Raw genomic sequence first — 24527 nt, 5'->3', positions numbered from 1 at the left:
AGCGAAGCGATCAAGACGACGACTCCAGAGGCACGAAAACGGTCAGGGGCTGCGCAGGTCGGCCGCGCGCTGGCGCAACGCGGCCTGCAGCAACGCGCGGTCTTCGCCGGCGAACAGCCACTGCAGGTCCGCCTGCGCCAGCCAGTGCGCGCGTTGCGCGGCGTCGCGGGGATTGGGGCAGAAGGGAACGCCGGCGGCGCGGCAGGCCGCGTCGATCGCCAGCAGCTGTTCCCAGACCTGCGGATGGGTGGGCTGCGGACCGACGCCCAGGTCCAGCGCCAGGTCCAGCGCGCCTTCCATCACCAGCGACACGCCGGGCACCTGCAGGATCTGCGGCAGGGCGCGCACGCCGGCGGCGCTCTCGATCATCGGGATCACGCGCAGGTGCGCGCGGCTGCTGGCGATGTAGTCGGCCAGGGCCACGCTGCCGAAGCCGGTGACCCGGCCGCCGGTGATGCCGCGGCGGCCGTGCGGCGGGAAGTGCGCGGCGGCGACCGCGCGCTCGGCCTGCTCGGCGCTGTCCAGCCCGGCCAGGACCACGCCGCGGGCGCCGGCATCGAGCACCCGGCCGATCAGCTTGGCATCGACCTCGGGCACGCGCACCCACGGTTCGCAGCCGCCCAGCTCGCAGGCGCGGATGGCATGTTCCAGCTCGGCGGGCGAGCGCAGCACGTGTTCCAGATCGAGTACCGCGAAGTCGTAGCCGACATGCCCGAACATCTCGCACAGCAGGGCGCTGGGCACGGAGTTGAGCAACCCGATCTTGCAGGCCATGGGGGAGGGCGCGCGGAACTGGGGAAGGGAGCGCAATCCTGCCGTAAACGAGAATGCTTATCAAGAAGATTCGCTGCAGGTCCTCACGGCCGCCGTAGACGCTTTCTGTGCGCTACCGCGCTTTTCGTTCTGCGACTCACCGTCCGAAGAGGAGCCGCTTTTGCGAATCCCCAATCCCGAATCCCCAATCCCTCATTCCTGCGGTCAAGGCCTCAGCGCGCCGCGGCGCGCATCCCCCGATACGGCGGCGTCGCCATCACCATTTCCGCCAGCGAATAGGCCAGCTCGCGCTCGGCCATCACCGTGCCGTCGGCGCCGTGGTCGAGCAGGTGCTTGACCTCGGCGTCGCTGTGCGCACGCGCCAGCAGGGTCAGTGCCGGGTTCAGCGCACGCAGCTTGGCCAGGGCTTCGCCGGCCTCCAGCGGCTGCGGGATCGCCAGGATCGCGATCTTGGCCTTGTCCGGGTGCGCCTCGGCCAGCACCCGGTCGGCGGCGGCGCTGCCGCGGATGCCGGGGATGCCGTCGGCGTGAGCGCGCTCGACGTGGTCGCGGTTGTCGTCGATCACCAGCACCGGCACGCCGCGCTCGCGCAGCACCGCCGCCAGCGCGCTGCCGACCCGGCCGTAGCCGATCACGATGGCGTGGTCGACCAGGTCCAGCGACGGGCCCGGCGGCAACTCCGGCTCCACCGTCACCGGCGCCTCCACCGCCTGCCGCGCCTGCCAGCGGTCCAGCCAGGTGAACAGCAGCGGGTTGGCGATGATCGACAGCAGCGCGCCGGCCAGGATCAGGTCGCGGCCGGTCTCGGGCAGGATCGCCAGGCTCACGCCCAGGCCGGCCAGGATGAAGGAGAACTCGCCGATCTGCGCCAGGCTGGTGGAAATGGTCAGGGCGATGCCGGTGGGGTGGCCGAACGCCCGCACGATTACGAAGGCGGCCAGCGACTTGCCGACGGTGATGGTCAGGAACGTGGCCAGCACCTGCCAGGGATGCTCGACCAGGATGTGCGGATCGAACAGCATGCCCACCGAGACGAAGAACAGCACCGCGAAGGCGTCGCGCAGCGGCAGCGAGTCGTTGGCGGCCTTGTGGCTGAGCTCGGATTCCTTCAGCAGCATGCCGGCGAAGAAGGCGCCCAGCGCGAACGACACGCCGAACAGGGTGGCCGAGCCGAACGCCACGCCCAGCGCGATCGCCAGCACCGACAGGGTGAACAGTTCGCGCGAGCCGGTCGCGGCGACCTTCTCCAGCGCCCACGGAATCGCGCGGCGGCCGACCACCAGCATCACCGCCACGAACGCGGCCATCTTCAGCAGGGTGACGCCGAGCGCGCCGAGGATCGCCCCGGTGTCGGCGCCCTTGCCGCCGAGCGCGTCGGCAAGGGCCGGCAGCAGCACCAGCGCCAGCACCATCACCAGGTCCTCCACGATCAGCCAGCCGACCGCGATGCGCCCGCGCAGGGTTTCCAGCAGGCGCCGTTCCTCCATCGCCCGCAGCAGCACCACGGTACTGGCCACCGACAGCGCCAGGCCGAACACCAGGCCGTGCAGGGTCGGCCAGCCCATGCTCCAGGCCAGTCCCCAGCCGAGCAGGGTGGCGACCGCGATCTGCGCCAGCGCGCCGGGGATCGCGATCCACTTCACTTCCATCAGGTCTTCGAGGGAGAAGTGCAGCCCCACGCCGAACATCAGCAGCATCACCCCCAGTTCCGACAACTGGGTGGCCAGGGCCTGGTCGGCGACGAAGCCCGGCGTGAACGGGCCCACGCAGATGCCCGCCACCAGATAGCCGACCAGCGGCGAGAGTTTGAGGCGATGGGCCAGCGTGCCGAGGATGAAGGCGAGCGCGAGCCCGACCGCGATGATGTCGATGAGACTGGTGTCGTGATGCATTCAGGATCGCAGAACAAGTAGGCCCCGAGTGTCGCCGATCGGGGCTTTTGTCGGCAAATGGGTGGGGGGCGCCAAACGGCTGGCGGACCCCGGGCATCGTGATTGGGCCACAGGCCCATTACGTGCGGGCTGCGCGTGCGGCGACAGGACGGGACGATCTCGGGCGGCGGCTGGGCGGCCGGCATCGGGAGCAGGCGGCCGCGAGACGCATGCCCCCGGCATCGCGCAGGTGGGGCACGGATGCGCTTGCCAGGGCCGGCGAGCCGCGCAACCGGCGCCCCGGGCAGTGCCGCATCCCGGCCCCGGCTCCCGCTCCCCGACACCTTGAGTGGGATGGAAGTCGCAGCGATCGGGTCCCCCACGCAACTCCCTGTCAGGAAAGGCATTACAGCGGATGATGGACGTTATCTGTCTACTGTTCCGGCCCATCCCGTGGTGTATGTTTGCGCCAATTAGGTGTCCTGCCAGGACCAGGGTGGCATGGCTAGACTGAAGACATTCGCGAAGGGACTGCTCCTGAGCTCCGTGTACTGCGCCGGATACCTGATGGCGTGGCAGTTGTCTCTGGACCAATGGTTCCTGCCCGCCGGCCTGCGCGCGGCCGTGTTGCTGTTCATGCCCTTGCGGCTGTGGCCGTACTTGCTGCTTGGCGATGCCGCTGCGCTGCTGGTGCTGCGTGTGCCGCTGATCGACGAGGGGCAGAGCGCGGCCTGGGCCTATCTCAGCCCGTTGCTGCTGATGCCGCTGTCGGCGCTGGTGCCGTTGTGGTTCCGCCGCCGCGTCCCCGACATGATGGTCTGGCAGCAGCGGTTGCTGCCGGTGGTGCTGGGCATGGCGCTGTGGGGCGTGCTGATCAACAAGGCGCTGAACTGGGTGCTGGATGGGCCGACCACCGACATCAACGTCGAGAACGCGCTGAAGTTCTGGATCGGTAACTATCTCGGCATCCTGGTGTTCGTGCTGCCGGCCTTGCTGTGGGTGCGCCGCGAAGGCACCGCGCTGATGTCGCGTGGGCTGATGCACGACAGCCTGCGCGCGGCGCTGATGGTGGCGGTCCTGTTCGCGGCGGCGATGAACGTGCCGGACGGAGTCGCACGCCAGTTCCTGCTGGTGATGATGATCGTGCCGGGTTTCTGGCTGACCCTGGGCCACGAGTGGCGCGGTGCTGCGGTCGGCATCGTCATGGCCGACATCGCGGTGGCGATGGCCCTGGCGAAGTCGCATCACGCCGGTGCGTTCGACCTGGAAACCTTCTACGTGCAGATGCTGGTGTCGTTCGCCGCCACCACGCTGTTCGTGCTCGGTACCCGCATCGCCGGGGTGATGGACCAGGCCCGGCGCCTGGGCTTCGCCGAACAGGAGGCGCTGCAGGTGGCCCAGGCCAGCTACATGTCGGCCGAGCGCACCCTGCGTAACCGCGTGATCGAGTACACCGACATCCACGTGCACATCAACAAGCTGCGCCGCGACATCGCCAGCACGCTGAAGGAGCACGGCCACTACGCCGCGGCGATGGAAATGAACCGTACCGGGGTGATCCAGGCGCAGTTGCTGGACGATTACGTCGCGGCGCTGTATCCGCTGGATATCGAAACCCACGGCCTGTACGGCGCGCTGAACTCCATCGCCTTCGCCAACGCCTGCGATACCGAGGTCGAGGCGCGCTTGCACGGGGATTCGCGGCGGCTGTCGATCGGGTTGCAGCTGGCGGCGTATCGCTGCGTGCTCAACGCCATGGAAATCCTGCCCGATGCGGGCCGGCACACGATCACCGCACGAGTCTGGTCGGCACGCGGCAAGCGCGGCGTGGTGGTGACCGTGGAAGCCGATGCGGCGATGCCGGGCGGCGGCCGCAAGCATCACAGCGCCAACGAGATGGACTGGGAACTGGCCAGCCGCTTGAAGGCTCATGACGGCACCTGCCGGCGCCGTCATGAGCAAAAGATCAGCTTCCTGATCTCCGAGCCGCTGGAAAAGACCGTTACTTCTTGATGGTCACGGTCCAGACGTCGCCATTGGCGCTGCTGGCCAGCTGCACGGTGAAGTAGCGCGCATCGTAGACCACGGTGCCGCGGCTGCTGTCGAAGGTGTCGACGGTGCTCACCCGATCCACGTCCTTGCCCATCGGCGTCACCCAGGCGGTGTCGCCGACGCGGCCGATCGCGCCACGCACCTGGCCGGTGGAGTCGTTGATCTGCAGGTAGGTCACGCCGTTGCGCTCGAACTGGTAGATGCGCGCCGACGCGTTGGTGGACAGATTGGTCGCCGCCGGCGCGCTTTCACCCAGGCCACGAATGGAGATCGGGCTGCCGTTGCCGCCGCTCGGGCAACAGCTTTGCGCATAGGCGCTGGACGCCAGCGCCGAGCACGCGACGATGCCTGATAGCACCGCTATTTTTGAAGTTTTCCACATGACACGGTCCTTCCCCGGATGGGGCTTTTTTGCCTGCCGTTCAGGCGATTCCACATTACGCGAATCGCAACAGGCCACTGTTGACAAATAATCAATCGATTCATACTTGTGATGTGGCTCACGCTTATTTTTGCGGAGGAATTCCCGCAAATACGCCGCATCGGCTTGCTCAGGTATGGCCCCAGGTCACGCGCGATTCGCGTCGACCATCCGGCATCGCCGGGGTGTCGGGCGTGGACCTTATTGCAGTTTCCATGCCACACATTGCGGGTATGTCCTCGCGGTGCGGCAGGGCATTTTATTGCTGGCGCTTCCGCGTTCGGCACAGCCAAGTGATGCCGAATGCCGCTGTCGATGGCGAGTGCGTTGCATCGTGGGGAAATCCATCGCGCCGTCGCCCGGCGTGTGTCGAATGCGATCACGAGTCGTGCCGTGTCTGAGATGGCCATCACCGACGTGACCGGATCGGTGCAGTTGCTCGGCGCGATGTGCCCGGATCGCGCGGCGAATGTTTGACGCCTCTGCGCGTCACTGTCGTGCAAACGCATGGTTCGAACGGATGACGGCGCGAGTGCGATGCGTTGCCAAACGGGACGAGGCTTATGGGCGCGCGCTTTGCCGACGCTTCGTCACCGCCGCGTTGATGCCCATCCGATTCCTGCGTCAGCGGTGTAGCGCCGCACGCCATCGAGACCGACCTGGCGGACATGCGGTCGCGGCGTTGTCTGCGATGAACGCGGCGGCGGCGGTGCCGGGACACCGCCGCTGCAATGCATCACCAGCTGTAGTTGACGTTGGCGTAGGCGAAGGCGCCGTTGAAGCCGAACGGCGAGGACGTGCTGTACGGCAGATAGGTGCGAGTGCCTGCGCCGGCGCGCGAGCGGTCGGGATACTCGTTGAGCACGTTGTCGCCGCCGACGGTCACGCGCCAGCGGCCCAGCGTGTACGCGGCCGACAGGTCCAGGGTCCATTTGGCCGCATAGGTCTGGTCGGCGGCCGGCGTGGTGCCGAAGTCGGTGAATTCGCCCCAGCGCGTGGCCGTGGCGGTGAAGGCCCAGGCGCCGGGCGACCATACGCTGCTCAGGAAGAACTTGTCGCGCGGCGAACCGCGGGTGATGCGCCCGATCTCGGCACGACCGATGCGCACCGCGGTCGGGTCGATCGCTTCCAGCACCGCCGGGTTGCCGGCGATCTTCTCGATGTCGGTCTTGTTGTAGTTGTAGCCGGCGGTGAGATCGAGGCTGCTCGCGGGCAGCGTGAGCTTGTAGGTGCCGATCGCATCCACGCCCTGGGTCTTGGTGTCGATGGCGTTGGTGAAGTAGCGGCCGCCGCCGATGCCGGCGTAGCCGTTGCCCTGCAGGTAGTTGCGTACTGCCGTAGAGGTGAGATTCTCCGAGAGCACGATGCGGTCGTCGATGTCGATGCGGTAGGCATCGAGGGTGATGTACAGCGCGTCCACCGGCTGCAGCACCAGGCCCAGGCCGTAGTTCTTGGACTTCTCGGCCTTCAGCGGTTCGGCGCCGAGCGCGATCGCCGCCGGGTTGTCGGTGCGGAAGGTGCCGATCTCGAACGGCGTGGCGGCGATGCTGCCGTCGGGCTGGGCGACGTTGATGAAGTTGGTGGCGACCGACTGGAAATACTGCTGCTGCAGCGACGGTGCGCGGAAGCCGGTGGAGACGGTGGCGCGCAGCGCGACCTTCGGGCTGAAGGCGTAGCGCAGCGACAGCTTGCCGGTGGCGGTGTCGCCGAAGTCGCTGTAGTTCTCGTAGCGCCCGGCCAGGCCGGCGGAGAACTTGTCGGTGATGTCGCCTTCCAGGTCCAGATAGGCCGAGTAGCTGTTGCGGTCGTAATGGCCGGAGTCGCTGGGCTTGAAGCCGGCGAACACCTGCGCGCCCGGCAGCAGGGTGCCATTGGCCGAGGGAATGCCGCCGTTGACATAGGACGCCGGCGTGCCCGGCGATTCGTTGAACTTCTCGCCGCGCCACTCGGCGCCGAAGGCCAGGGTCACCGGGTAGGCCAGGCCGACCTCCAGCGATTTGCTGAAGTCGGCGTTGAGCACGTTCTGGGTGACCTGCAGCGCGCCCGCATAGAACTCGGTGGGACTGGCCAGGCCGAGGCTGTTGTTGAGGCTATGGCGCACGTCGAAGCTCAGATCGTTGCGGCCGTAGTTGTAGCTGAGGTCGATGGCCAGGCCGCCGGCGGTGCTGGACTTGACCCCGCCGACCCAGGACACGTCCTTGCTGACGTTGTAGATCTGCGGCAGGAAGCCGTCGGGGTAGATCTCCGGGCGGTTGCGGTTGTCGCCGGACCAGCGGAAGTAACCGTTGGACAGCACCTCGCGGCGGCTGAGCATCGCGTAGGAATAGAAGGTGATGTAGTCGGCCGGGCTGTATTGACCGTTGTAGGAGACCGCGCCCTGGTCCACGTCGGGGTCGCCGTAGCGCTGCTGCACCTGGCCCTGGTACGGCGTGGCGCGGTCGGTCTGGTCCTGGTGTCCGGCCTGCGCGGCGAAGTGCACTGTGCCGGTCTCGGCGAAGGTGAGCCCGGCATCGCCGGAGAGCTGGTACTGCTCGCCGTCGCCGGCGCTGTACTTGCCGTAGCGCCCGGCCAGGCTGCCGCCCGTGCCGCTGCCCTTGAGCACGATGTTGATGACGCCGGCGATGGCGTCGGAACCGTATTGCGCGGAGGCACCGTCGCGGAGCACTTCGATGCGTTCGACCGCGGCGATGGGAATGGTGTTGAGATCGGCCGGCGAGGAGCCGCGGCCCTGCGCGCCGTTGAGGTTGACCAGCGCGGTGGTGTGGTAGCGCTTGCCGTTGACCAGCACCAGCACCTGGTCCGGCGAGAGCCCGCGTAACTGCGCCGGGCGCACCGCATCGGAGCCGTCGGTGATCGCCGGGCGCGGGAAGTTCAGCGACGGCACCGCGCGCGACAGGGCAGTGGCCAGTTCAGTGGTGCCGGTGGACTGCAGCGTCTCCGGCGAGATGATGTCGATCGGCGAGGCCGATTCGGCGACGGTGCGATCGGCCACACGCGTACCGGTGACGATGACGGTGTCCAGCGTTTGCGCGTTGCCGGTGTTCTGCGCGTGGACCGAAACGGCGGACGTCGCCAGACACAGGGCGACGGCGTGGGCGAGCGGAGTGAGCGTGCGCGTCATGGGGGAGGCGGCTCCAGAAGTGGGGGGAGGCGCCGCTGCATGCGCACTCCCCTGTCCCCTGGCGGATGCGACGACGCGACCTAGGGATTACCGGTTGATGTCAGTGGAGTCAATATTCCGTTAAGCCTGATGCCGAGGTTGCAATTGCAACCACCGCTGCAGGCGTTGCGGCAGCGCCAATCCCGGGATTTTCCGGGCGTGTAGACAAAATGCCGCCCATGCGCACGGACATGGTGCACGCGGCGGTGCCTGCGCGCGGGTGCTGCGGCGTTTTTCGCAGTGCGATGTGAGGGATGCTGGCTGCGCGGCACGAGGCAGAGCACGGTGTTGGGCGCGTCGCGGTTGCACGAGCGCAGCATCTCGCGAGCAATGCGTATGGCGCTTGTGGGAGCGGCTTCAGCCGCGACGAGTGAAGCCCAACGCCAGCTGGCACCTTCATGCGTCGGGACTGAAGTCCCTCCCACAAGGACGCCCGATCCATGCGCCGGAGGAGCGGCTTCAGCCGTGCCCCATGGACAGCATCGTGCCGCGGCCGGAGCCGCTCCTGCAAGAAAGTTCAGGCCGGCGAAAACGTCGCAGGCTGGCGAATCTCCAATTCCCAATCCCCGCCCCAACAACAACGGCCCGGAAACCCGGGCCGTCGTCATGCCGTTCAACGCAGGCGCAATCGATGCCCGCGCGTGCGATCACCAGCGGTAATTGATCCGCCCGTACACGTAGGCGCCGTTGAAACCGTACGGCGAGTAGTTGCTGTACGGGAGCATGCCGTAGGTGGAGTTGATCAGGTTGGCGGTCTTGTCCGGGTACTGATCGAACACGTTGTCCGCGCCCAGCGTCAGCGTCCAGTTCGTGCTCGGCTTGAAGCTGGCCGAGGCGTCGACCACCCAGTCCGCGCCGTAGGTCTGGTCGCGGGCGGCGGTGGCCGAATTGCGCACGGTGAACTCGCCGTAGCGGGTGGCGGCCAGGCTCAGGTCCCACTTCGGCAGCTTCCAGGTGCCGCTGAGGATCAGCTTGTCCTTCGGGTAGCTGTCCTCCAGGCGGCCGATCTCGTCGCGGCCCAGGGTGGTCTGGGTCGAGCCGATCGCGGCCAGCGCCTGCGGCTGGGTCACCGCATGGGTGATGTCGGTCTTGCTGTAGCCGTAGCTGGCGGTTAGGTCCAGCGTGCTGGCCGCCAGCGGGATGCTGTAGGTGCCGACCACGTCGACGCCGCGGGTGCGGGTGTCGGCGGCGTTGCTGAAGTAGCGCACGCTGGTGACGTTGCTGTAGCCGAGCTGGCGCAGTTTGCCCAGCACCGCCGCATCGTTGAGGTTGGACGACAGCAGGATGCGGTCGTCGATCTCGATCTGGTACGCGTCCACGGTCAGGTACAGGCGTTCGACCGGCTGCAGCACCAGGCCCAGGCTGTAGGACAGCGAGGTCTCGGCCTTCAGCGGCGTGGCGCCCAGGGCCTGGGCCACGGCGCTGTTCACCGGGAAGGTGCCGGATTCGAAGAAGCTGCCGTTGATGTAGCTGCTGGTCACCGCCTGGTACTGCTGCTGCGCCAGCGACGGCGCGCGGAAGCCGCTGGCGACGGTGCCGCGCAGCGCCACCTTGTCGGTGAACGCGTAGCGCGCCGACAGCTTGCCGGAGGTCTTGCTGCCGAAATCCGAGTAGTCCTCGTAGCGGCCGGTGAGGCCGGCGGAGAACTTGTCGGTGAGGTCGGCTTCCAGCCCCGCGTACACCGCGTAGTTGTGGCGGTCCGAATGCACCGCGTTGAGCGGCGCGAAGCCGGCGAAGCCCTGCGCGCCGCCGGTGGTGCCGGTGTACGAGGCCGGCTCGCCGGGCGACTGGTTCCACTTCTCCTGGCGGTACTCGGCGCCGAAGGACAGCGTCACCGGATAGGCCAGGCCCCACTCCAGCGGCTGGGTGAAGTCGGCGTTGACCGCGTTCTGGGTGTACTCCAGCGCGCCGTCGTAGAAGCGACGCGGGCTGTCGACGCCGAGGCTGTAGTTGATGCTGTTGGCGGTGTGGAAATCGACCTTGTTGTAGCCGTAGTTGTAGCTGACGTCCCAGGTGAAGCCGCCGGCGGTGCTGCCCTTCAGGCCGGCGACCAGCGAGCGGTCCTTGGAGTACTGCTCGATCTGCGGCACGTAGCCGTCGGGATAGACCTGCGCCAGCAGCGCGGTCTGGCCGTTGTGGTTGCGCGAGCGGTAGAACGCGAACGAGGTGATGTCGCGGTTGCTGGCGATCGCGGTGGCGTAGCCGGTAAGGTTGTCGTTGAAGCGGAACTCGCCGTTGGCCGAGACCGCGGTGGCGTCGACCTTGGGGTCGCCGTAGACGAAGGTGGTCTGGCCGATGCCGGGATAGTTGCCGGTGTTCGGCGCGGTGCCCTGGTAGGGGCCGGCGCGGTTGGTGGCGTCCTGCTGGCTGATCTGCCCGGCCACATGCAGGCTGCCGCGGCCGTCGCCGAAGCCGACCCCGGTATCGCCGGAGAGCTGCGACTTGGCGCCGTCGCCGGCCGAGTACTTGCCGTGCTCCACGGCCAGGCTGCCGCCTTCGCCGGCGCCCTTGAGCACGATGTTGACCACGCCGGCGATGGCGTCGGAGCCGTACTGCGCCGAGGCGCCGTCGCGCAGCACTTCCACCCGCTCGATCGCGGCGATCGGGATCGCGTTGAGATCCACCGCCGAGGCGCCGCGGCCGATGGTGCCGTTGACGTTGATCATCGCCGAGGTGTGGCGACGCTTGCCGTTGACCAGCACCAGCACCTGGTCGGGCGAGAGCCCGCGCAACTGCGCCGGGCGGATGCCGCTGGTGCCGTCGGTCAGCGCCGGGCGCGGGAAGTTCAGCGAGGGTAGGGCGCGCGACAGCGCGGTGGCCAGTTCCGAGGTGCCGGTGGCCTGCAGTGCCTCGGGGGTGATGATGTCGATCGGCGATTGCGACTCGGCGACGGTGCGGTCGCTGACGCGGGTGCCGGTGACGATCACCGTGTCCAGCGTGCTGGGCGTGCTCGGTGCGTCGGACGCGGTCTGGGCGAAGGAGGGGGCGGAGAGGGCGGCGAGCACGGCGCTCGCCAGCAGCGACAACGGACGGTTCATGAAAACTCCAGCAGGTGCCGAAACGGCAGGCGGGGCATGCGGCGACCGGCAGGGCCGGCAGGCCGCGTCCTCAGGGATGTCTAATTATTTTTTAACATGCGTGCTGCGTCGCAGGATGCAAGCGCATGTTCTTATTCCATTGCGTTCTAAGGGGTGGTAGAACGCCGCGCGCCGCCGTCCGCAATGGGGAGGCACGCACAACGTCCCGGTAGCGTCCGCGCCCACCGGGACAGCGGCGGCATAGGCCTGTCGGCCGCGCGAATCGCGCGTGGCGGACGTCGTCGCCCATCGCGGCGACGCGCGCCAGGGTCGCTCAGAAGCGGTAGTTCACCCGCCCGTACCAGTAGCGGCCGTTGAAGCCGAACGGCGACAGCGGCGAGTACTGCAGGCCGTTGGGGCGGTCGTCGTAGATGTTGTTCAGCGCGGTCCGGGTCGGGTACTGGTTGGTGACGTTGTCGGCGCCGACGGTGAAGGTGAGGTCGTGCCAGGCGTAGCTGGTGGACAGATTGAGCAGCCAGCGCGCCGCGAACGCCTGGTCCTGGCTGCCGTCGGCATCGTCGCCGCGGCGGGTGATGGCGCCGTAGCGGGTGGCGTCGCCGTGCAGGGTCCAGCCGGCCAGGGTCCAGTCGCCGCTGAGCACGTACTTGGTGCGCGGCGTGGCATCGGTCAGCAGGCCCTGGCTGGCGCGGCCGAAGTTCGGATCGGAGATCTCCAGGATCTCGATCTTGTTGTAGTTGGCGCTGAAGCTCAGGTTGAGCGTGCCGGCGCGGTCGAGGTCGAGCAGGTAGTTGCTCACCCAGTCCACGCCGCGGGTGCGGGTGGTGGCGCCGTTGACGAAGAACTGTGCGGCGCTGACCTGGCCGATCGGCACGGCCAGCGAGATCTGGTCCGAATACAGGATCTGGTCCCAGATGCGGATCTGGTACAGGTCCAGGGTGGAATTGAAGCCGCCGCCGGGCTGCCAGACCGCGCCGATGCTGTAGTTGGTGGATTTCTCCGGCGCCAGCGGCTTGGCGCCGAGCGCGATCGCCACCGGATCGGAGGTGCGGTAGGTGCCGATCTGGCTGAGGACGCCGTCCACCGGCAGGGTCACCACCGAGGCGTAGTTCTGTTGCGCCAGCGAGGGCGCGCGGAAGCCGTTGGAGATCGTGCCGCGCACGGCGAAGGCGTCGTTGAGCTGGTAGCGCGCCGACAGCTTGCCCGAGCGGGTGGTGCCGGCATCGCTGTAGTCCTCGTAGCGTGCGGCCACGCCGCCGGACAGGCGCTCGCTCAGGTCCGCTTCCAGGTCGGCGTACACCGCCTTGCTGTGGCGCTGGAACTGCCCGGCCACGGTCGGCGACAGGCCGGGGAACACTTGCGAACCGCCCGGATACGGTGCGCCGGTGTCCGGGTTGATGGCGTTCGGGTCGAAGTAGATCGAGGTGGGCGAGCCGGCCACCACGGCGTACTTGTCCTGCCGGTACTCGGCGCCGAAAGCGAGGTTGACCGGATAGGCCAGGCCCCAGTCCAGGGATTTGCTGAAGTCGGCGTTGAGCGCGTTCTGCTCGTTGCGGAAGCCGCCGGCGTTGAAGCGCGTCGGCGAGGCGCCGGTGCTCCAGTACAGGTTGGTGTTGATGGTGTTGCGCAGGTCGAAGGTGACGTCGTTCTTGCCGTAGTCGGCGGAGACGTCCCAGGTCCAGCCGCTGTCGGTGCTGCCCTTGAGGCCGAGCACCGCGGCGCGGTCGTTGGACGGGTTGTAGATCTGCGGCAGGTAGCCGTTGGGGTAGACCGCCTGCACGTTGCGGTCGCTGTTGTCCCAGGCGCGGTAGTAGCCGTTGGACAGCACCTCGCGGCGGCTGACGTTGGCGTAGCCGTACAGGTCGACGTGCGGGGTGAGCGCGTAGCCGAAATTGACCAGCCCCTGATAGGTCTTCAGCGCCGGATCGCCGTAGCGCTCGTAGGGCACGCCGCTGGGGTTGGCGGCGCCGGCGAGGGTGGTGGCCTTGTCGGTGTTCTCGGCGCGATTGGTGTTCATCGCGTTCTGGTAGTTCCACGACACCCGCACCCAGCCCGGCGCCTCGCCGTCCGGCGCACCGCCGAAGGCCAGGCCGTAGGAGCCGTCGATGCCGTTCTGCGCGCCGTCGCCCTTGTCCATGATGCCGCCGCTGACCGCGACGCTGTTGCTGCCGGCCTTGGCGCCGTGCTTGAGCACGATGTTGATGACCCCGGCGATGGCGTCGGAGCCGTACTGCGCGGAGGCGCCGTCGCGCAGCACTTCGATGCGCGCGATCGCCGACATCGGGATCGAGTTGAGGTCGGCCGGCGCCGAGCCGCGCCCGACCGACGGGTTGTAGTTGACCAGCGAGGTGGTGTGGTAGCGCTTGCCGTCCAGCAGCACCAGCACCGCATCCGGCGACAGGCCGCGCAGGGTCGCCGGGCGCAGCGCGTCGTTGCCGTCGTTGATCGCCGGGCGCGGGAAGTTCAGCGACGGCAGCAGCTTGCCGAGCGCGCTGGCGAGGTCGCTGGCGCCGGTGGCCTGCAGCGCCTCGGGCGCGATGATGTCGATCGGCGATTGCGATTCGGCCACCGTGCGGTCGGAGATGCGGGTGCCGGTGACGATGATGTTGTCCAGCGTGGTCGGTGCCTGCTGGGACTGGGCGAGGCTGTTGCCGGAGGCGAGCGCGAGCAGGACGGCACTGACGAGGGGGAGGCGGCGTTGCGTCATCGGGCGGAGACTCCTGGCTGGGGGATTGGCGCGGGTCTGGCGATTTCCGGTGGGGCGGGGTGGATGCTGCGGTGCAGCGTTTGCCATCGAATTGAAATCCGTTTTTCACATGGGCGCGTATACAAAAACGGACCTGGGTCGGGTTTTCGCGGCGGCCCGCGCGCCGCCTCGGACCGTGCCGCATTGCCGCCCCGGGTGGGCCGGGGCGGGCGAAGCGGCTACACTTCGGCCTCGCTAGCCGAGTGCCCTGCCTTGATTTCCCTACGTAATTTCGCCTTGCGCCGCGGCGAGCGGCTGTTGCTGTCCAATGTCGACCTCACCCTGCATGCCGGTTACCGGGTGGGCGTGGTCGGCCGCAACGGAGCCGGCAAGTCCAGCCTGTTCGCGGCGGTGAAGGGCGAACTGGAGGCGGACAAGGGCGACGTCGACCTGCCCGGCAAGGTGCGCATCGCCAGCGTCGCCCAGGAAACCCCGTCGCTGCCGGACCCGGCGCTGAGCTTCGTGCTCGGCGGCGACACCGCGGTGGCCGCGGTGCTGGCCGAAGAGGCCGAGGCGACCGCGCGCGAGGACTGGGAGGCGGTGGCCGCCGCCCACACCAAGATGGCCGAGATGGGCGCCTACGACGCCGATGCGCGTGCCGGCAAGCTGCTGCACGGCCTCGGCTTCCCCGCCGAGACCCATCACCGCGCGGTGTCCTCGTTCTCCGGCGGCTGGCGCGTGCGCCTGAACCTCGCGCGCGCGCTGATGATGCCCAGCGACCTGCTGCTGCTCGACGAACCGACCAACCACCTCGACCTGGACGCGGTGTACTGGCTGGAGCAGTGGCTGCTGAAGTATCCGGGCACGCTGCTGCTGATCTCGCACGACCGCGAGTTTCTCGACAACGTCGCCACCCACACCCTGCATCTGCACAACGGCGGCGCCAAGCTGTACACCGGCGGCTACACCGATTTCGAGCGCCAGCGTGCCGAGCAGTTGCGCCAGCAGCAGATCGCGCACGAGAAGGAACAGGCCGAGCGCGCCCACCTGCAGAGCTTCATCGACCGCTTCAAGGCCAAGGCCTCCAAGGCGGCGCAGGCGCAGAGCCGGATGAAGCGCCTGGAGAAGCTGGCCGGCACCGAGGCGGTGCGCGCCGAGCGCGAGTTCCGCATCGAACTGGCGCCGCCGGCCAAGCTGCCGTTCTCGCTGATCCGCCTCAATCACGCCGAGGCCGGTTACGGCGCCGACGCGGTGATCCTGCACAACGTCGGTTTCGGCCTGGAGGCCGGTCAGCGCATCGGCCTGCTCGGCCCCAACGGCGCCGGCAAGACCACCCTGGTCAAGACCCTGGTCGGCGAACTGCCGCCGATCGCCGGCGAGCGCATGGCGCATCCGGACCTGCGTATCGGCTACTTCGCCCAGCACACGGTGGAGTCGCTGCACGAAGGCCAGTCGCCGATGGACCACATGCGCGAGATCGACAAGGACGCCAGCAACCAGGCGTTCCGTGATTTCCTCGGCAAGTGGAATTTCCCCGGCGACCGTGCGTTCGAGCCGGTCGACGGGTTCTCCGGTGGCGAGCGCGCGCGCCTGGCGCTGGCGTTGATCGCCTGGCAACAGCCCAATGTGCTGCTGCTCGACGAACCGACCAACCACCTCGACCTGGAGATGCGCGAGGCGCTGGCCGAGGCGCTGAGCGATTTCGAGGGCGCGATCGTGATGGTCTCGCACGACCGCCACCTGATCGGCCTGGTCTGCGACACCTTCTGGCGCGTGGCCGACGGCGTGGTCGAACCGTTCGACGGCGACCTCGACGCCTATGCCGCGTGGTTGCGCACTCGCCCCGCCGCGCAGGGCACCAAGCAGAAACTGGCCGAGGCCGCGCCGACCCCGCCGCCGCCGGTCAAGCCGCTGCCGGCGAAGAAGCCGCCGAACCCGCACAAGCTGGCCGCCGCGGAGAAGCGCGTGGGCGAACTGGAAGCGGCGCTGGCCGAACTCGACCGCCAGCTCGCCGATCCCAAGCACTACGCCGATGCGGAGAAGATGGCGGTGCTGGGCCGCGAGCGCGAGGCCGCCGCGCGCGACCTGGCCCAGGCCGAGCAGGCGTGGATGGAGTTGATCGACGGCGCCTGAGCCGCGGTGGATCTCGCCATTGCCGGTGTGTGCCGGCGAGCACGGAGAATCCACGTCGAGCTGACGGTTCCTTCTCCCTGCGGGACCATGGCCCCCTTTTCGGGGGAAGGTGCCCCAAGGGGGCGGATGAGGTGCGGGTGCCGGGGGACTCGGAGTGGCCGGCCGTGCGTGCCGGCGTACCCTCACCCCAACCCCTCTCCCGGTGGGAGAGGGGCTTCAATCGCTTCTTCACGCCGCTCCAGGCGAGGCCGGAACGTGAGCCGGCGTACCCGGTGTGGGAGAGGCTTCAGCCCCGACGTCGCATCGCCTCAGCCAACGGCAAGTCCCACCTGCATCGCCTGCGCCAGCGCCCAGGGCTGCGCGCGCGCCGGACATGCCGTGCAGGATGAGGACGATCGCATCCGCCGACGCGCGCGGCGCCGGCCCGTGCCGCTCAGGCGGCGGCGCTGGCCACGACCAGCAGACCGCCGGCGATCGCCGCCCAGTCCAGCGGCGTGCGCGAGCGCAGGCTCTGCAGCGAGGGGCGGGCGGTCGGCGTCGGCCGGAGGCTGGCCTTGAGCGCCATCAGCGCCAGGCCAGCGGCGCTGAGCGCCCAATGCCATTCGCTGGCGCCGCCGCGCAGGAAGTAGGCCAGATGCAGCACACACAGGCAGCCCAGGACGGCTGCCAGCACGACGTCACGCGAGACCAGGCCCGGACGGGCGGTCAGGACAGCACGGTTCATCAGCATGTTTCCCCCGAAACGGTCAGCGCCATCCCCGGCGCACAGTGCGACTGCGACCAGGATCATATTTCGGGCCTGCCCGGCCGCCAAGCGGCAGTGCACAAATTCTTCACATTACTGTCAGGCCTTGCTGGTAGGCGAAGCAAGGTGCATGCCGGCGTGTGCCCAAGCGCTCCCGGCGCCCAATGCGGCGGCAGTGGTGTCGCTCAGTCGGCCAGTGCGGCCTGCTCGGCCAGCAACCACTCGCGCAAGCGTCGGGCGGCGTCGCTTTCCGCGCGCGAGCGCAGCCGGGTCAGCCAGTAGCGGCCCAGGTCGATGCGGGTGGTGAACGGACAGACCAGCCGCCCGGCATCCAGGTCCTGGGCGAACAGCCGCAGCGGCAGCAGGGCCACACCGTGGCCGGCTGCGGCGATGCTGGCCAGGGTCAGCGAGGCATCGCAGATCGGGCCGCCCGCCTGCACCTCGGGCGCGCCGGCGGCCTGCAGCCAGCGCGGCCATTCGTCCAGCCGATAGGAACGCAGCAGGGTGGTCCTGGCGAGGTCCGCAGGCGTGCGCAGCAGCGGCGCCAGCGCCGGCGCACACACCGGCGCGAACGGCGCGTCCAGGATCGGCGTGGCGTGCTGGCCCTGCCAGTCGCCATCGCCGAAACGGATCGCCAGGTCCAGGCCTTCGCCGGCCAGGTCGACCCGGTTGTTGTGGGTGTACACGCGCAGTTCGATGTCCGGGTGCGCGGCGTGGAAGGCGTCCAGCCGCGGCAGCAGCCAACCCACCGCGAAAGTGCCGACCACGCCCACGCTCAGCGTCTCGCGATAGCGACCGCCGGCGAAGCGCTGCAGCGTCCCGGCGATGCGGTCGAAGGCCTCGGTCAGCACCGGATGCAGGCGCAAGCCTTCGTCGGTCAGGGCGACGCCGCGCGGCAGGCGCTGGAACAGCACCACACCCAGGCGCGCCTCCAGTTGCTTGATCTGGTGGCTCAGCGCGGCCTGGGTCACGCACAGCTCGGCGGCGGCACGGGTCAGGTTCTGGTGCCGCGCCGCGGCCTCGAAGGCACGCAGGGCGTTCAACGGCAGATGCGGACGGATCATCGCCAGGTATCAATTCGGCTCATGGGTGCGATTGAATAACCTCGCTGGTGGGGGTGGGTCAATGCGGCCATCATCCTGGCTCCCGACGGAGGTGGACGATGCTGACGAGACGACGGTTCCTGCAGGGCGTGGGAATGGGTGCGAGCCTGTTGGTCGTGGCTGGTGCACAGGCAAAAAATGCGAAAAACCCGACGCCGACGCTACAACTGCAGCTGGCCGAGATCGAGCGTCGCAGTGGCGGCCGGCTCGGCGTGAGCCTGCTCGACGGCGGCGGCGCAACGCTCGGCGGACAGCGCCAGGACGAGCGCTTCCCGCTGTGCAGTACCTTCAAATTTCTATTGGCAGGGGCGGTGCTGCAGCGGGTCGACCGCGGCGAACTGGCCCTGGAACGGCGCGTGCCGGTGCGCAAGGCGGATCTGCTGGCGAATGCGCCGGTGTCCGAGCGTCATGTCGGCGGCACGCTCAGCGTGGCCGAGCTGTGCCGCGCGGCGATGATCTACAGCGACAACACCGCGGCCAACCTGCTGCTGCCGCTGGTCGGCGACCCGCCCGGGGTGACCCGCTTCCTGCGTGCGCTGGGCGATGCGTCCACCCAACTGGACCGCAACGAGCCGGGCATGAACGAGTTCGTCGCCGGCGATCCGCGCGACACCACCACGCCGGCCGCGATGGCGGGGACGATGCGCGCCTTGTTGCTCGGCGAGGTGCTGCAGCCGGTGTCGCGGCAGCGCCTGATTGCTTGGATGCGCGACAACCGTACCGGCAACGACTGCCTGCGCGCCGGCCTGCCGGCGGGCTGGCAGATCGGCGACAAGACCGGCAGCAACGGCACCGATACCCGCAACGACATCGCCATCGTCTGGGCGCCGGGGCGGGCCACGCCGCTGCTGCTCACCGCCTATCTCAACGGCGCCACGGTCGACAGCGCCGCGCGCGATGCGACGCTGAAAGCGGTGGCGCAGGCGGTCGTGGCTTCGCTGCCTGCGCAGACGCGGCGTACCGGTTAGGCGGCGTTGCGCGCGTTGCATCGACTGCGTTCGCCGCAATCGCGCCGGATGCAGGTCGATCTCCCGTAGGCGCGGCTTCGGCCGCGACAGGTTTTATCGCGAAGGTCCGTCGCGGCTGATCCCACGAGCGGGAGCCGCAGCCATGCGTACGAGACGCTGCTCGCGATCATCGGCGACGCCACGTGTCGATGCCGCGCGCGATCGCCCGCGTTGTACCAACGGCCACGGCCACCGCGGCCGTGCTCACTGATCGTGCGGTCCCTTTCATTCCCAACCCTGTTCGGAGCGTCCCATGCGTCGATTCGTGTGCTGTTCGTTGGCCATTGCCCTCGGTCTGTCTGCCCACGCCGCGCAGGCGCGGGTCTGGGAACCCGCACCGGGCCACGTGCAGGTGCCGATCTGGCCTGGCGTGGTGCCGGATGCGCTGCCGCATCCGAAGCCGGAAACGGCTGGGCCCGGGGCCAGGATCGACAACGTCAGCCGGCCGACCATGACCGTGTACCCAGCGCAGGGCCACAACACCGGCGCCGCGGTGGTGGTATTTCCCGGCGGCGGCTACCAGATGCTGGCGATGGACCTGGAGGGCACGGAGATCTGCGACTGGCTGGTCTCGCGCGGCATCACCTGCGTGCTGTTGAAATACCGCGTGCCGAACTCCGGGCCGACCTGGGTCAACGACCGGCGTTACTACCCCAAGGTGCAGACCGCGCTGCAGGACGCGCAGCGCACGCTGGGCCTGGTGCGCCAGCAGGCCGCCACCTGGGGCGTGGACCCGCACAAGATCGGGGTGATGGGCTTTTCCGCCGGCGGCCACCTGGTCGCCGCGACCAGTACGCATTTCGCCAAGCGCACCTATCCGCTGGTGGATGCCGCCGACCGCGTGAGCTGCCGCCCGGATTTCGCCATCGCCGTGTATCCGGGCCATCTGTGGGTGCACGAGGACGAGGATGACGACACCCGCAATCCCACCGATCTGGCCTTGCGTCCGGACATCCGCGTCGTCGCCGACACCCCGCCGACCTTCCTGCTGCAGGCGCAGGACGACTATGTCGACGGCATCTCGCAGGTGCTGGCGTACTACGTCGCACTCAACCATGCCGACGTGCCGACGGAAATGCACATCTATGCGCAGGGCGGCCACGCCTTCGGCCTGCGCGCGAAGAACCTGCCGATCGCACAGTGGCCGCAGCTGGTGGAAACCTGGCTGCGGACGATCGGGGTGCTTGAGGGCCGGGATTAGGGAGTCGGGATTGGGGATTCGCAAGAGCGGTGCCTGCACGCTGATGCATCTCTGCCAATCCCGAATCGTGCGTCCTAGCCCGAACTCGCGCGGAAGCTGCTTTTACGAATCCCCAATCCCGATTCCCGAATCCCGCCCGCCTCCGGCGGGCTCCTGATACAGCCGCGCCGCCCCGCCCATCGCCGGGTCGCTGATGCCGGGCTTGCCGGTTTCCACGCGGCCGGCCAGGCGCTGGCGGGTGTTGTCCTGGACCAGCCACAGGTCGTACCAGCCGCCGCTCGGCTTGGCATTCCAGTGAATGCGCTGCTCGGCGCCGGGCGCCAGCGTCACCCGTTGGCGCGGTTGTGCCTGGGCGTAGGCGGCCGGTTCCAGGGACACCTCGAGTGGCGCGGCACCCGGATTGTGCAGGACCAGGCACAGTGCCTGCGCGTCGGTCGGCTCCTGGACGATCTCGGCCTGCAGCAGCGGGGCGCTGAGGTCGCCGCGGTAGTGGCGGTGGAAGCCGTTGGGGCCGAGTAGCCACAGGTCGTAGCTGCCGTCGTAGGTGGTCCAGGTGCCGTCCAGGGTTGCGCCGGCGCCCACCGTGTAGCGGCGCGGGATCGACTCCAGGAGGTAGCGGTCGTAGACGTGCAGCACCGCCGCTGCGCCGGTGTTGGCCATGCGCAACTGCACCTCGCCGCGCTCCGGCACGTGCTGCAACTGCACCGTTGGCCGATACGGCAAGGCACGTGCGCGGCGCACGCCGAACGCCTGGCGCGGTGCCTGCAACTGCGCCGGCAGCGGTGGCACTGCGTGGTCGTGCAACGCCGCGGCGCGCGCGGCCGCCTCGCGCACGTCCGGCAGGTCGGCGACGAACGGACGGGTGTCGGCCTGGCGGAAATCGAAGGCGTTCAGCAGGTCGCCGCAGACCGCGCGACGCCAAGGGGTCAGGCCGGCGGCGGCGACACCAAAGCGGCGCTCCAGCAGGCGCAGCACCGAGGTGTGGTCGTAGACCTGCGAATCGACCCAGCCGCCGCGGCTCCACGGCGAGATCACGTACAGCGGTACGCGCGGGCCGAGGCCGTAGGGACGCCCGCGCAGCTCCGGCGGATCGGCCTTGGCGTCGCCCGGCGCAGGATGCAGGTGGTATTCGCCGTCGGTGGCGACGCTGGAGGCGCCGGCCCAGCCGCCGGCCGCGGACGGGTCGGGCGAGGGCGGGGCCGGTGGCGGCACGTGATCGAAGAAGCCGTCGTTCTCATCGAACATCAGCAGCAGCGCGGTGCGCGCCCACACCTTGGGATCGGCGGTCAGCGCATCGAGCACGCGCGCGGTGTAGGCCGCGCCCTGCGCCGGGCTGGACGGATCGGGATGCTCGCTGCCGGCGGCGTCGGCGATGATGAAGCTCACCGACGGTAGCCGCGCGGCCAGCACGTCCTCGCGCAACTGCGCCAGGCTGCGGCTGGAGACGCCGCGTGCGCGCAGTTGCGGATCGTGCCCGGGTGCACCACGCCAGGCCGCGCGGAACGGCGCGAAGCCGGCCAGCGGGTTGTCGGTGAAGTTGTCGGCCATGTCCTGGTAGATCTGCCACGACACGCCGGCCTGCTGCAGCGCTTCGACGTAGCTGGGCCAGCGGTAGTCGTCCGGGTCGCCGCCCAGTTCCGGGAAGTTGTCGTGCGAGTTGGCGATCGCCGGGCCGCCGGCGCGCGCATGCGGATCGTTCTGGCCGGTCCACAGGAACACGCGGTTCGGATTGGTGCCGGCCTGGATCGCGCAGTGGTAGGCGTCGCAGACGGTGAAGGCGTCGGCGAGGGCGAACTGGAACGGCAGGTCGTCGCGTTCGTAGTGGGCCAGCGCGTGGTCGCGCTTGGCTGCCGGCCACTGGCCCATGCGGCCGTGGTCCCAGGCCTGCTGCGCGTTCGGCCAGGTATGCGGGGTGCCTTGTACGCGCATGGTGGCGAAGTCGCGTACGGTGCGCAGCGGGAACGGCGCGAGCTGGCGGCTGCCGTCGGCGCTGGGCTGCAGCCAGACCGTGCGCGGTGCGGTGTCGGGCAGCGGCGGGGCGGGGATCGGGAAACGGTCGCCGAAGCCGCGCACGCCGGGAAGGCTGCCGAAGTAATGGTCGAAGGCGCGGTTCTCCTGCATCAGGATCACCACGTGCTGCAGGTCGTCGAGGGTGCCGCTGCGCACGTCCGGGGCGATCGCGGCGGCGCGGGCGATGCTCGGCGGCAACAGCGCGGCGGCGCTGGCGGTGAGGCCGGCGCGGAGCAGCCGGCGGCGGGTCTGGTCGGTCATGGCGGTCCCGGGGAACGCAAAGCGGCGGCGGCCGGGATCGGCCGCCGCCGCGAGACTGCCATGGCGCTGGTGACAGGTCGACCATGAGGGCGCTGCGACGCCGCGCTGCTGGCGCTGTTGGCTGTCTTCAGCGGCGTGTCGCGTTTGCTGCGACATGGCCTGTGCAGTGCGGGGGGGGCTGGGATCGCACGCGGCCTGTGCCATCGCGGCGCGAGCGATTGGCACGCCAGCGCTCCGTGATGGCACAGCACACGGCCGACCCGGCATCATCGCCGCTGCCGCCGCCGGCGGGTCCCACCGGAATCTCCTGCCCGATGAGCCACGAACTGATCTACCTGCTGCTGATCTTCGCCCTGCTGGTGATCCCGCGCGCGCTGCAGCGTTTCAAGATGCCGGCGCCGCTGACCTGCCTGCTGTTCGGCATCATCGCGATGCTGGCGATGGGGCCGCGCGCGCACGACCCGGTGGTGACCCTGCTGGCGACGCTCGGCATCTCCTCGCTGTTCCTGTTCGCCGGCCTGGAAGTGGACCCGAAGGCGCTGCGTCGCGGCTTGTGGCCGCTGCTGCTGCACCTGGTGGTGCGTGGCGGCACCCTGTTCGGCGTCGGCTGGCTGGCCTGGCGCTACGCCGGTCTGTCGTGGCAGGCGGCCGGATTGCTGGCGCTGGCCCTGCTGACCCCCTCCACCGGTTTCATCATCGAGTCGCTGGGGCGGCTGGGGCTGGACGAAGAAGAGCGCTTCTGGGTCACCAGCAAGGCCATCGCCGGCGAACTGCTGGCGCTGGCGGCGCTGTTCGTGATCCTGCAGGCCGGCGATCCCTGGCAGATGGGCCTGTCCAGCCTGGCGCTGCTGGCGATGCTGGTCGGCCTGCCGCTGCTGTTCGTGGCCCTGGGGCGCTGGGTGGCGCCGCAGGCGCCGGGCTCGGAGTTCTCGCTGCTGGTGATGGTCGGCCTGATCGCCGCCTACATCACCTATTCGCTGGGCGTGTACTACCTGGTCGGTGCGTTCATCGCCGGGCTGGTGGCGCGGCTGCTGCGCCAGCGCATGCCGCTGCTGGCCTCCGACGAGAACCTGCAGGCGGTGCGCCTGTTCGCCTCGTTCTTCGTGCCGTTCTACTTCTTCAACGCCGGCACCAAGGTGCCGAGCGGGGCGCTGAGCCTGCATGCACTGGGCCTGGGCCTGGCCCTGACCGCCTGCGTGTTGCCGCTGCGCATCGGCATTCTGTGGCTGCAGCGGCGGGTGCTGTTCGGCGAAGGCGCGCGCAGCAGCCTGCGGGTGTCGCTGGCGCTGTCGCCGACGCTGATCTTCACCCTGGTGCTGGCCGGCATCCTGCGCGACCGCTTCGCCATCGCCGACGCGCTGTTCGGCGCGCTGCTGCTGTACGCGGCCCTGACCACGCTGCTGCCGGCGCTGCTGCTGCGCATGCCGTTCGACGTCAGCCCGCTGGAGATGGCGCCGGCCGCGTCGACCGATCCCGCGTCGGCGCAGGCACCGACGGCGCCGGACGAGCCGGTGGCCGAGGCGCCGTTGGCGGACGCACCGACGTCGCCTGCCGGCGCGCCGGAAACGGCGCCGCGGCCCAAGCCCGGGCCGGCGTGATGAGCGGGGACGCTTGAAAGCCAGCGTGCGGCCCCCATACTGGCCGCCTCCGTTGCTCTCGCGTTTTTGCCGCCATGCCGATCTACGCTTTCCAATGTGCCGCATGCGGTCACAGCTTCGACCGCCTGCAGAAACTGTCCGATCCCGATCCGGAGACCTGTCCGTCCTGCGCCGCCCCTGCGGTCAAGCGCCAGCTCACCGCGCCGGCGTTCCGCCTGTCCGGCAGCGGCTGGTACGAGACCGACTTCAAGAAGGACGGCGACAAGAAACGCAACCTGGCCGAGTCGGGGAGTACGGCCAGCAGCGGGGACAGCAAGCCCGCGGCCGCCGCGACGACGTCCGACGCGCCGGCCAAGCCCGCTGCGGCGGCCACGCCTGCCGCCGCGCCTGCCGCGGCCAAGCCTGCGGCGACCTGAGTCCCGCCAGGCCGCGCCAAGCCCGCGGCCTCTCGTAGGAGTGGCTTCAGCCGC

The 24527-nt window shown here is 69.2% G+C and carries 16 protein-coding genes; 7 read left to right on the top strand and 9 right to left on the bottom strand.

The genetic code is table 11. From position 1 onward, the window contains the following. Positions 1–42: 42 nt before the first annotated feature. Together CEK66_RS04130 and ybaL are read right to left on the bottom strand one after the other, a co-directional pair. Complete coding sequence (locus tag CEK66_RS04130) at positions 43–774, bottom strand: aldolase/citrate lyase family protein (protein WP_152236032.1); 732 nt, start codon at positions 772–774, stop codon at positions 43–45. Positions 775–986: 212 nt separating this feature from the next. Beyond that, the gene (gene ybaL / locus CEK66_RS04125; RefSeq protein WP_017913146.1) at positions 987–2666 is read right to left on the bottom strand and encodes a YbaL family putative K(+) efflux transporter; all 1680 of its coding nucleotides are present in this window, start codon (positions 2664–2666) and stop codon (positions 987–989) included. A gap of 480 nt (positions 2667–3146) precedes the next feature. Between ybaL and CEK66_RS04120 the strand changes: the two genes are divergently transcribed. After that, a complete protein-coding gene (locus CEK66_RS04120; protein WP_026144369.1) occupies positions 3147–4658 on the top strand; it encodes an MASE1 domain-containing protein in 1512 nt (503 codons plus the stop codon). Here CEK66_RS04120 and CEK66_RS04115 read toward each other — a convergent pair. After that, positions 4648–5079 carry a hypothetical protein gene (locus CEK66_RS04115; protein ID WP_026144368.1) on the bottom strand — a complete coding sequence of 144 codons (432 nt, stop codon included), beginning with the start codon at positions 5077–5079 and terminating at the stop codon, positions 4648–4650. The two genes, CEK66_RS04120 and CEK66_RS04115, sit on opposite strands and share 11 nt — an antisense overlap. Positions 5080–5421: 342 nt before the next feature. Between CEK66_RS04115 and CEK66_RS20320 the strand changes: the two genes are divergently transcribed. Beyond that, the gene (locus CEK66_RS20320) at positions 5422–5595 is read left to right on the top strand and encodes a hypothetical protein (RefSeq protein WP_193312571.1); all 174 of its coding nucleotides are present in this window, start codon (positions 5422–5424) and stop codon (positions 5593–5595) included. Between the two features lie 259 nt (positions 5596–5854). Here CEK66_RS20320 and CEK66_RS04110 read toward each other — a convergent pair whose 3' ends face one another. The 3 genes from CEK66_RS04110 to CEK66_RS04100 form a co-directional block, all read right to left on the bottom strand. Next, positions 5855–8239: a TonB-dependent receptor gene (locus CEK66_RS04110; RefSeq protein WP_152236031.1), complete on the bottom strand. Its 2385-nt coding sequence runs from the start codon at positions 8237–8239 to the stop codon at positions 5855–5857. A 686-nt stretch (positions 8240–8925) separates the two neighbouring features. Further along, on the bottom strand, positions 8926–11316 hold the full coding sequence (locus CEK66_RS04105; RefSeq protein WP_152236030.1) for a TonB-dependent receptor: 2391 nt from the start codon (positions 11314–11316) through the stop codon (positions 8926–8928). Positions 11317–11629: 313 nt separating this feature from the next. Beyond that, a complete protein-coding gene (locus CEK66_RS04100; RefSeq protein ID WP_152236029.1) occupies positions 11630–14020 on the bottom strand; it encodes a TonB-dependent receptor in 2391 nt (796 codons plus the stop codon). 252 nt (positions 14021–14272) lie between these two features. Between CEK66_RS04100 and CEK66_RS04095 the strand changes: the two genes are divergently transcribed. Then, positions 14273–16132 carry an ABC-F family ATP-binding cassette domain-containing protein gene (locus CEK66_RS04095; protein ID WP_026143833.1) on the top strand — a complete coding sequence of 620 codons (1860 nt, stop codon included), beginning with the start codon at positions 14273–14275 and terminating at the stop codon, positions 16130–16132. 433 nt (positions 16133–16565) lie between these two features. Here CEK66_RS04095 and CEK66_RS04090 read toward each other — a convergent pair whose 3' ends face one another. Both CEK66_RS04090 and ampR read right to left on the bottom strand, forming a co-directional pair. Then, entirely contained in the window at positions 16566–16856 is a 291-nt protein-coding gene (locus tag CEK66_RS04090) for a hypothetical protein (protein WP_039727065.1), read from the bottom strand. 206 nt (positions 16857–17062) lie between these two features. Next, complete coding sequence (gene ampR, locus CEK66_RS04085; RefSeq protein ID WP_150409778.1) at positions 17063–17941, bottom strand: LysR family transcriptional regulator AmpR; 879 nt, start codon at positions 17939–17941, stop codon at positions 17063–17065. A 98-nt stretch (positions 17942–18039) separates the two neighbouring features. Between ampR and bla the strand changes: the two genes are divergently transcribed. Further along, on the top strand, positions 18040–18948 hold the full coding sequence (gene bla / locus CEK66_RS04080) for a class A beta-lactamase (RefSeq protein WP_152236028.1): 909 nt from the start codon (positions 18040–18042) through the stop codon (positions 18946–18948). A gap of 316 nt (positions 18949–19264) precedes the next feature. Beyond that, positions 19265–20188, top strand: a complete 924-nt coding sequence (locus CEK66_RS04075; protein WP_152236041.1) for an alpha/beta hydrolase — start codon at positions 19265–19267, stop codon at positions 20186–20188. Between the two features lie 102 nt (positions 20189–20290). Here the strand turns inward: CEK66_RS04075 and CEK66_RS04070 are convergent, their stop codons facing one another. Further along, a complete protein-coding gene (locus CEK66_RS04070; protein ID WP_152236027.1) occupies positions 20291–22459 on the bottom strand; it encodes a phospholipase C, phosphocholine-specific in 2169 nt (722 codons plus the stop codon). A gap of 314 nt (positions 22460–22773) precedes the next feature. Between CEK66_RS04070 and CEK66_RS04065 the strand changes: the two genes are divergently transcribed. Next, entirely contained in the window at positions 22774–24057 is a 1284-nt protein-coding gene (locus CEK66_RS04065) for a cation:proton antiporter (protein ID WP_152236026.1), read from the top strand. Between the two features lie 74 nt (positions 24058–24131). Further along, entirely contained in the window at positions 24132–24473 is a 342-nt protein-coding gene (locus tag CEK66_RS04060) for a zinc ribbon domain-containing protein (protein ID WP_148828961.1), read from the top strand. Positions 24474–24527 lie beyond the last annotated feature (54 nt).

The organism is Xanthomonas sp. LMG 12460, assembly GCF_009192895.1.
Lineage (GTDB): Bacteria > Pseudomonadota > Gammaproteobacteria > Xanthomonadales > Xanthomonadaceae > Xanthomonas_A > Xanthomonas_A sontii.
The sequence above is the reverse complement of the archived record's forward strand: the minus strand, read 5'-3'. Positions and strand labels throughout refer to the sequence as shown.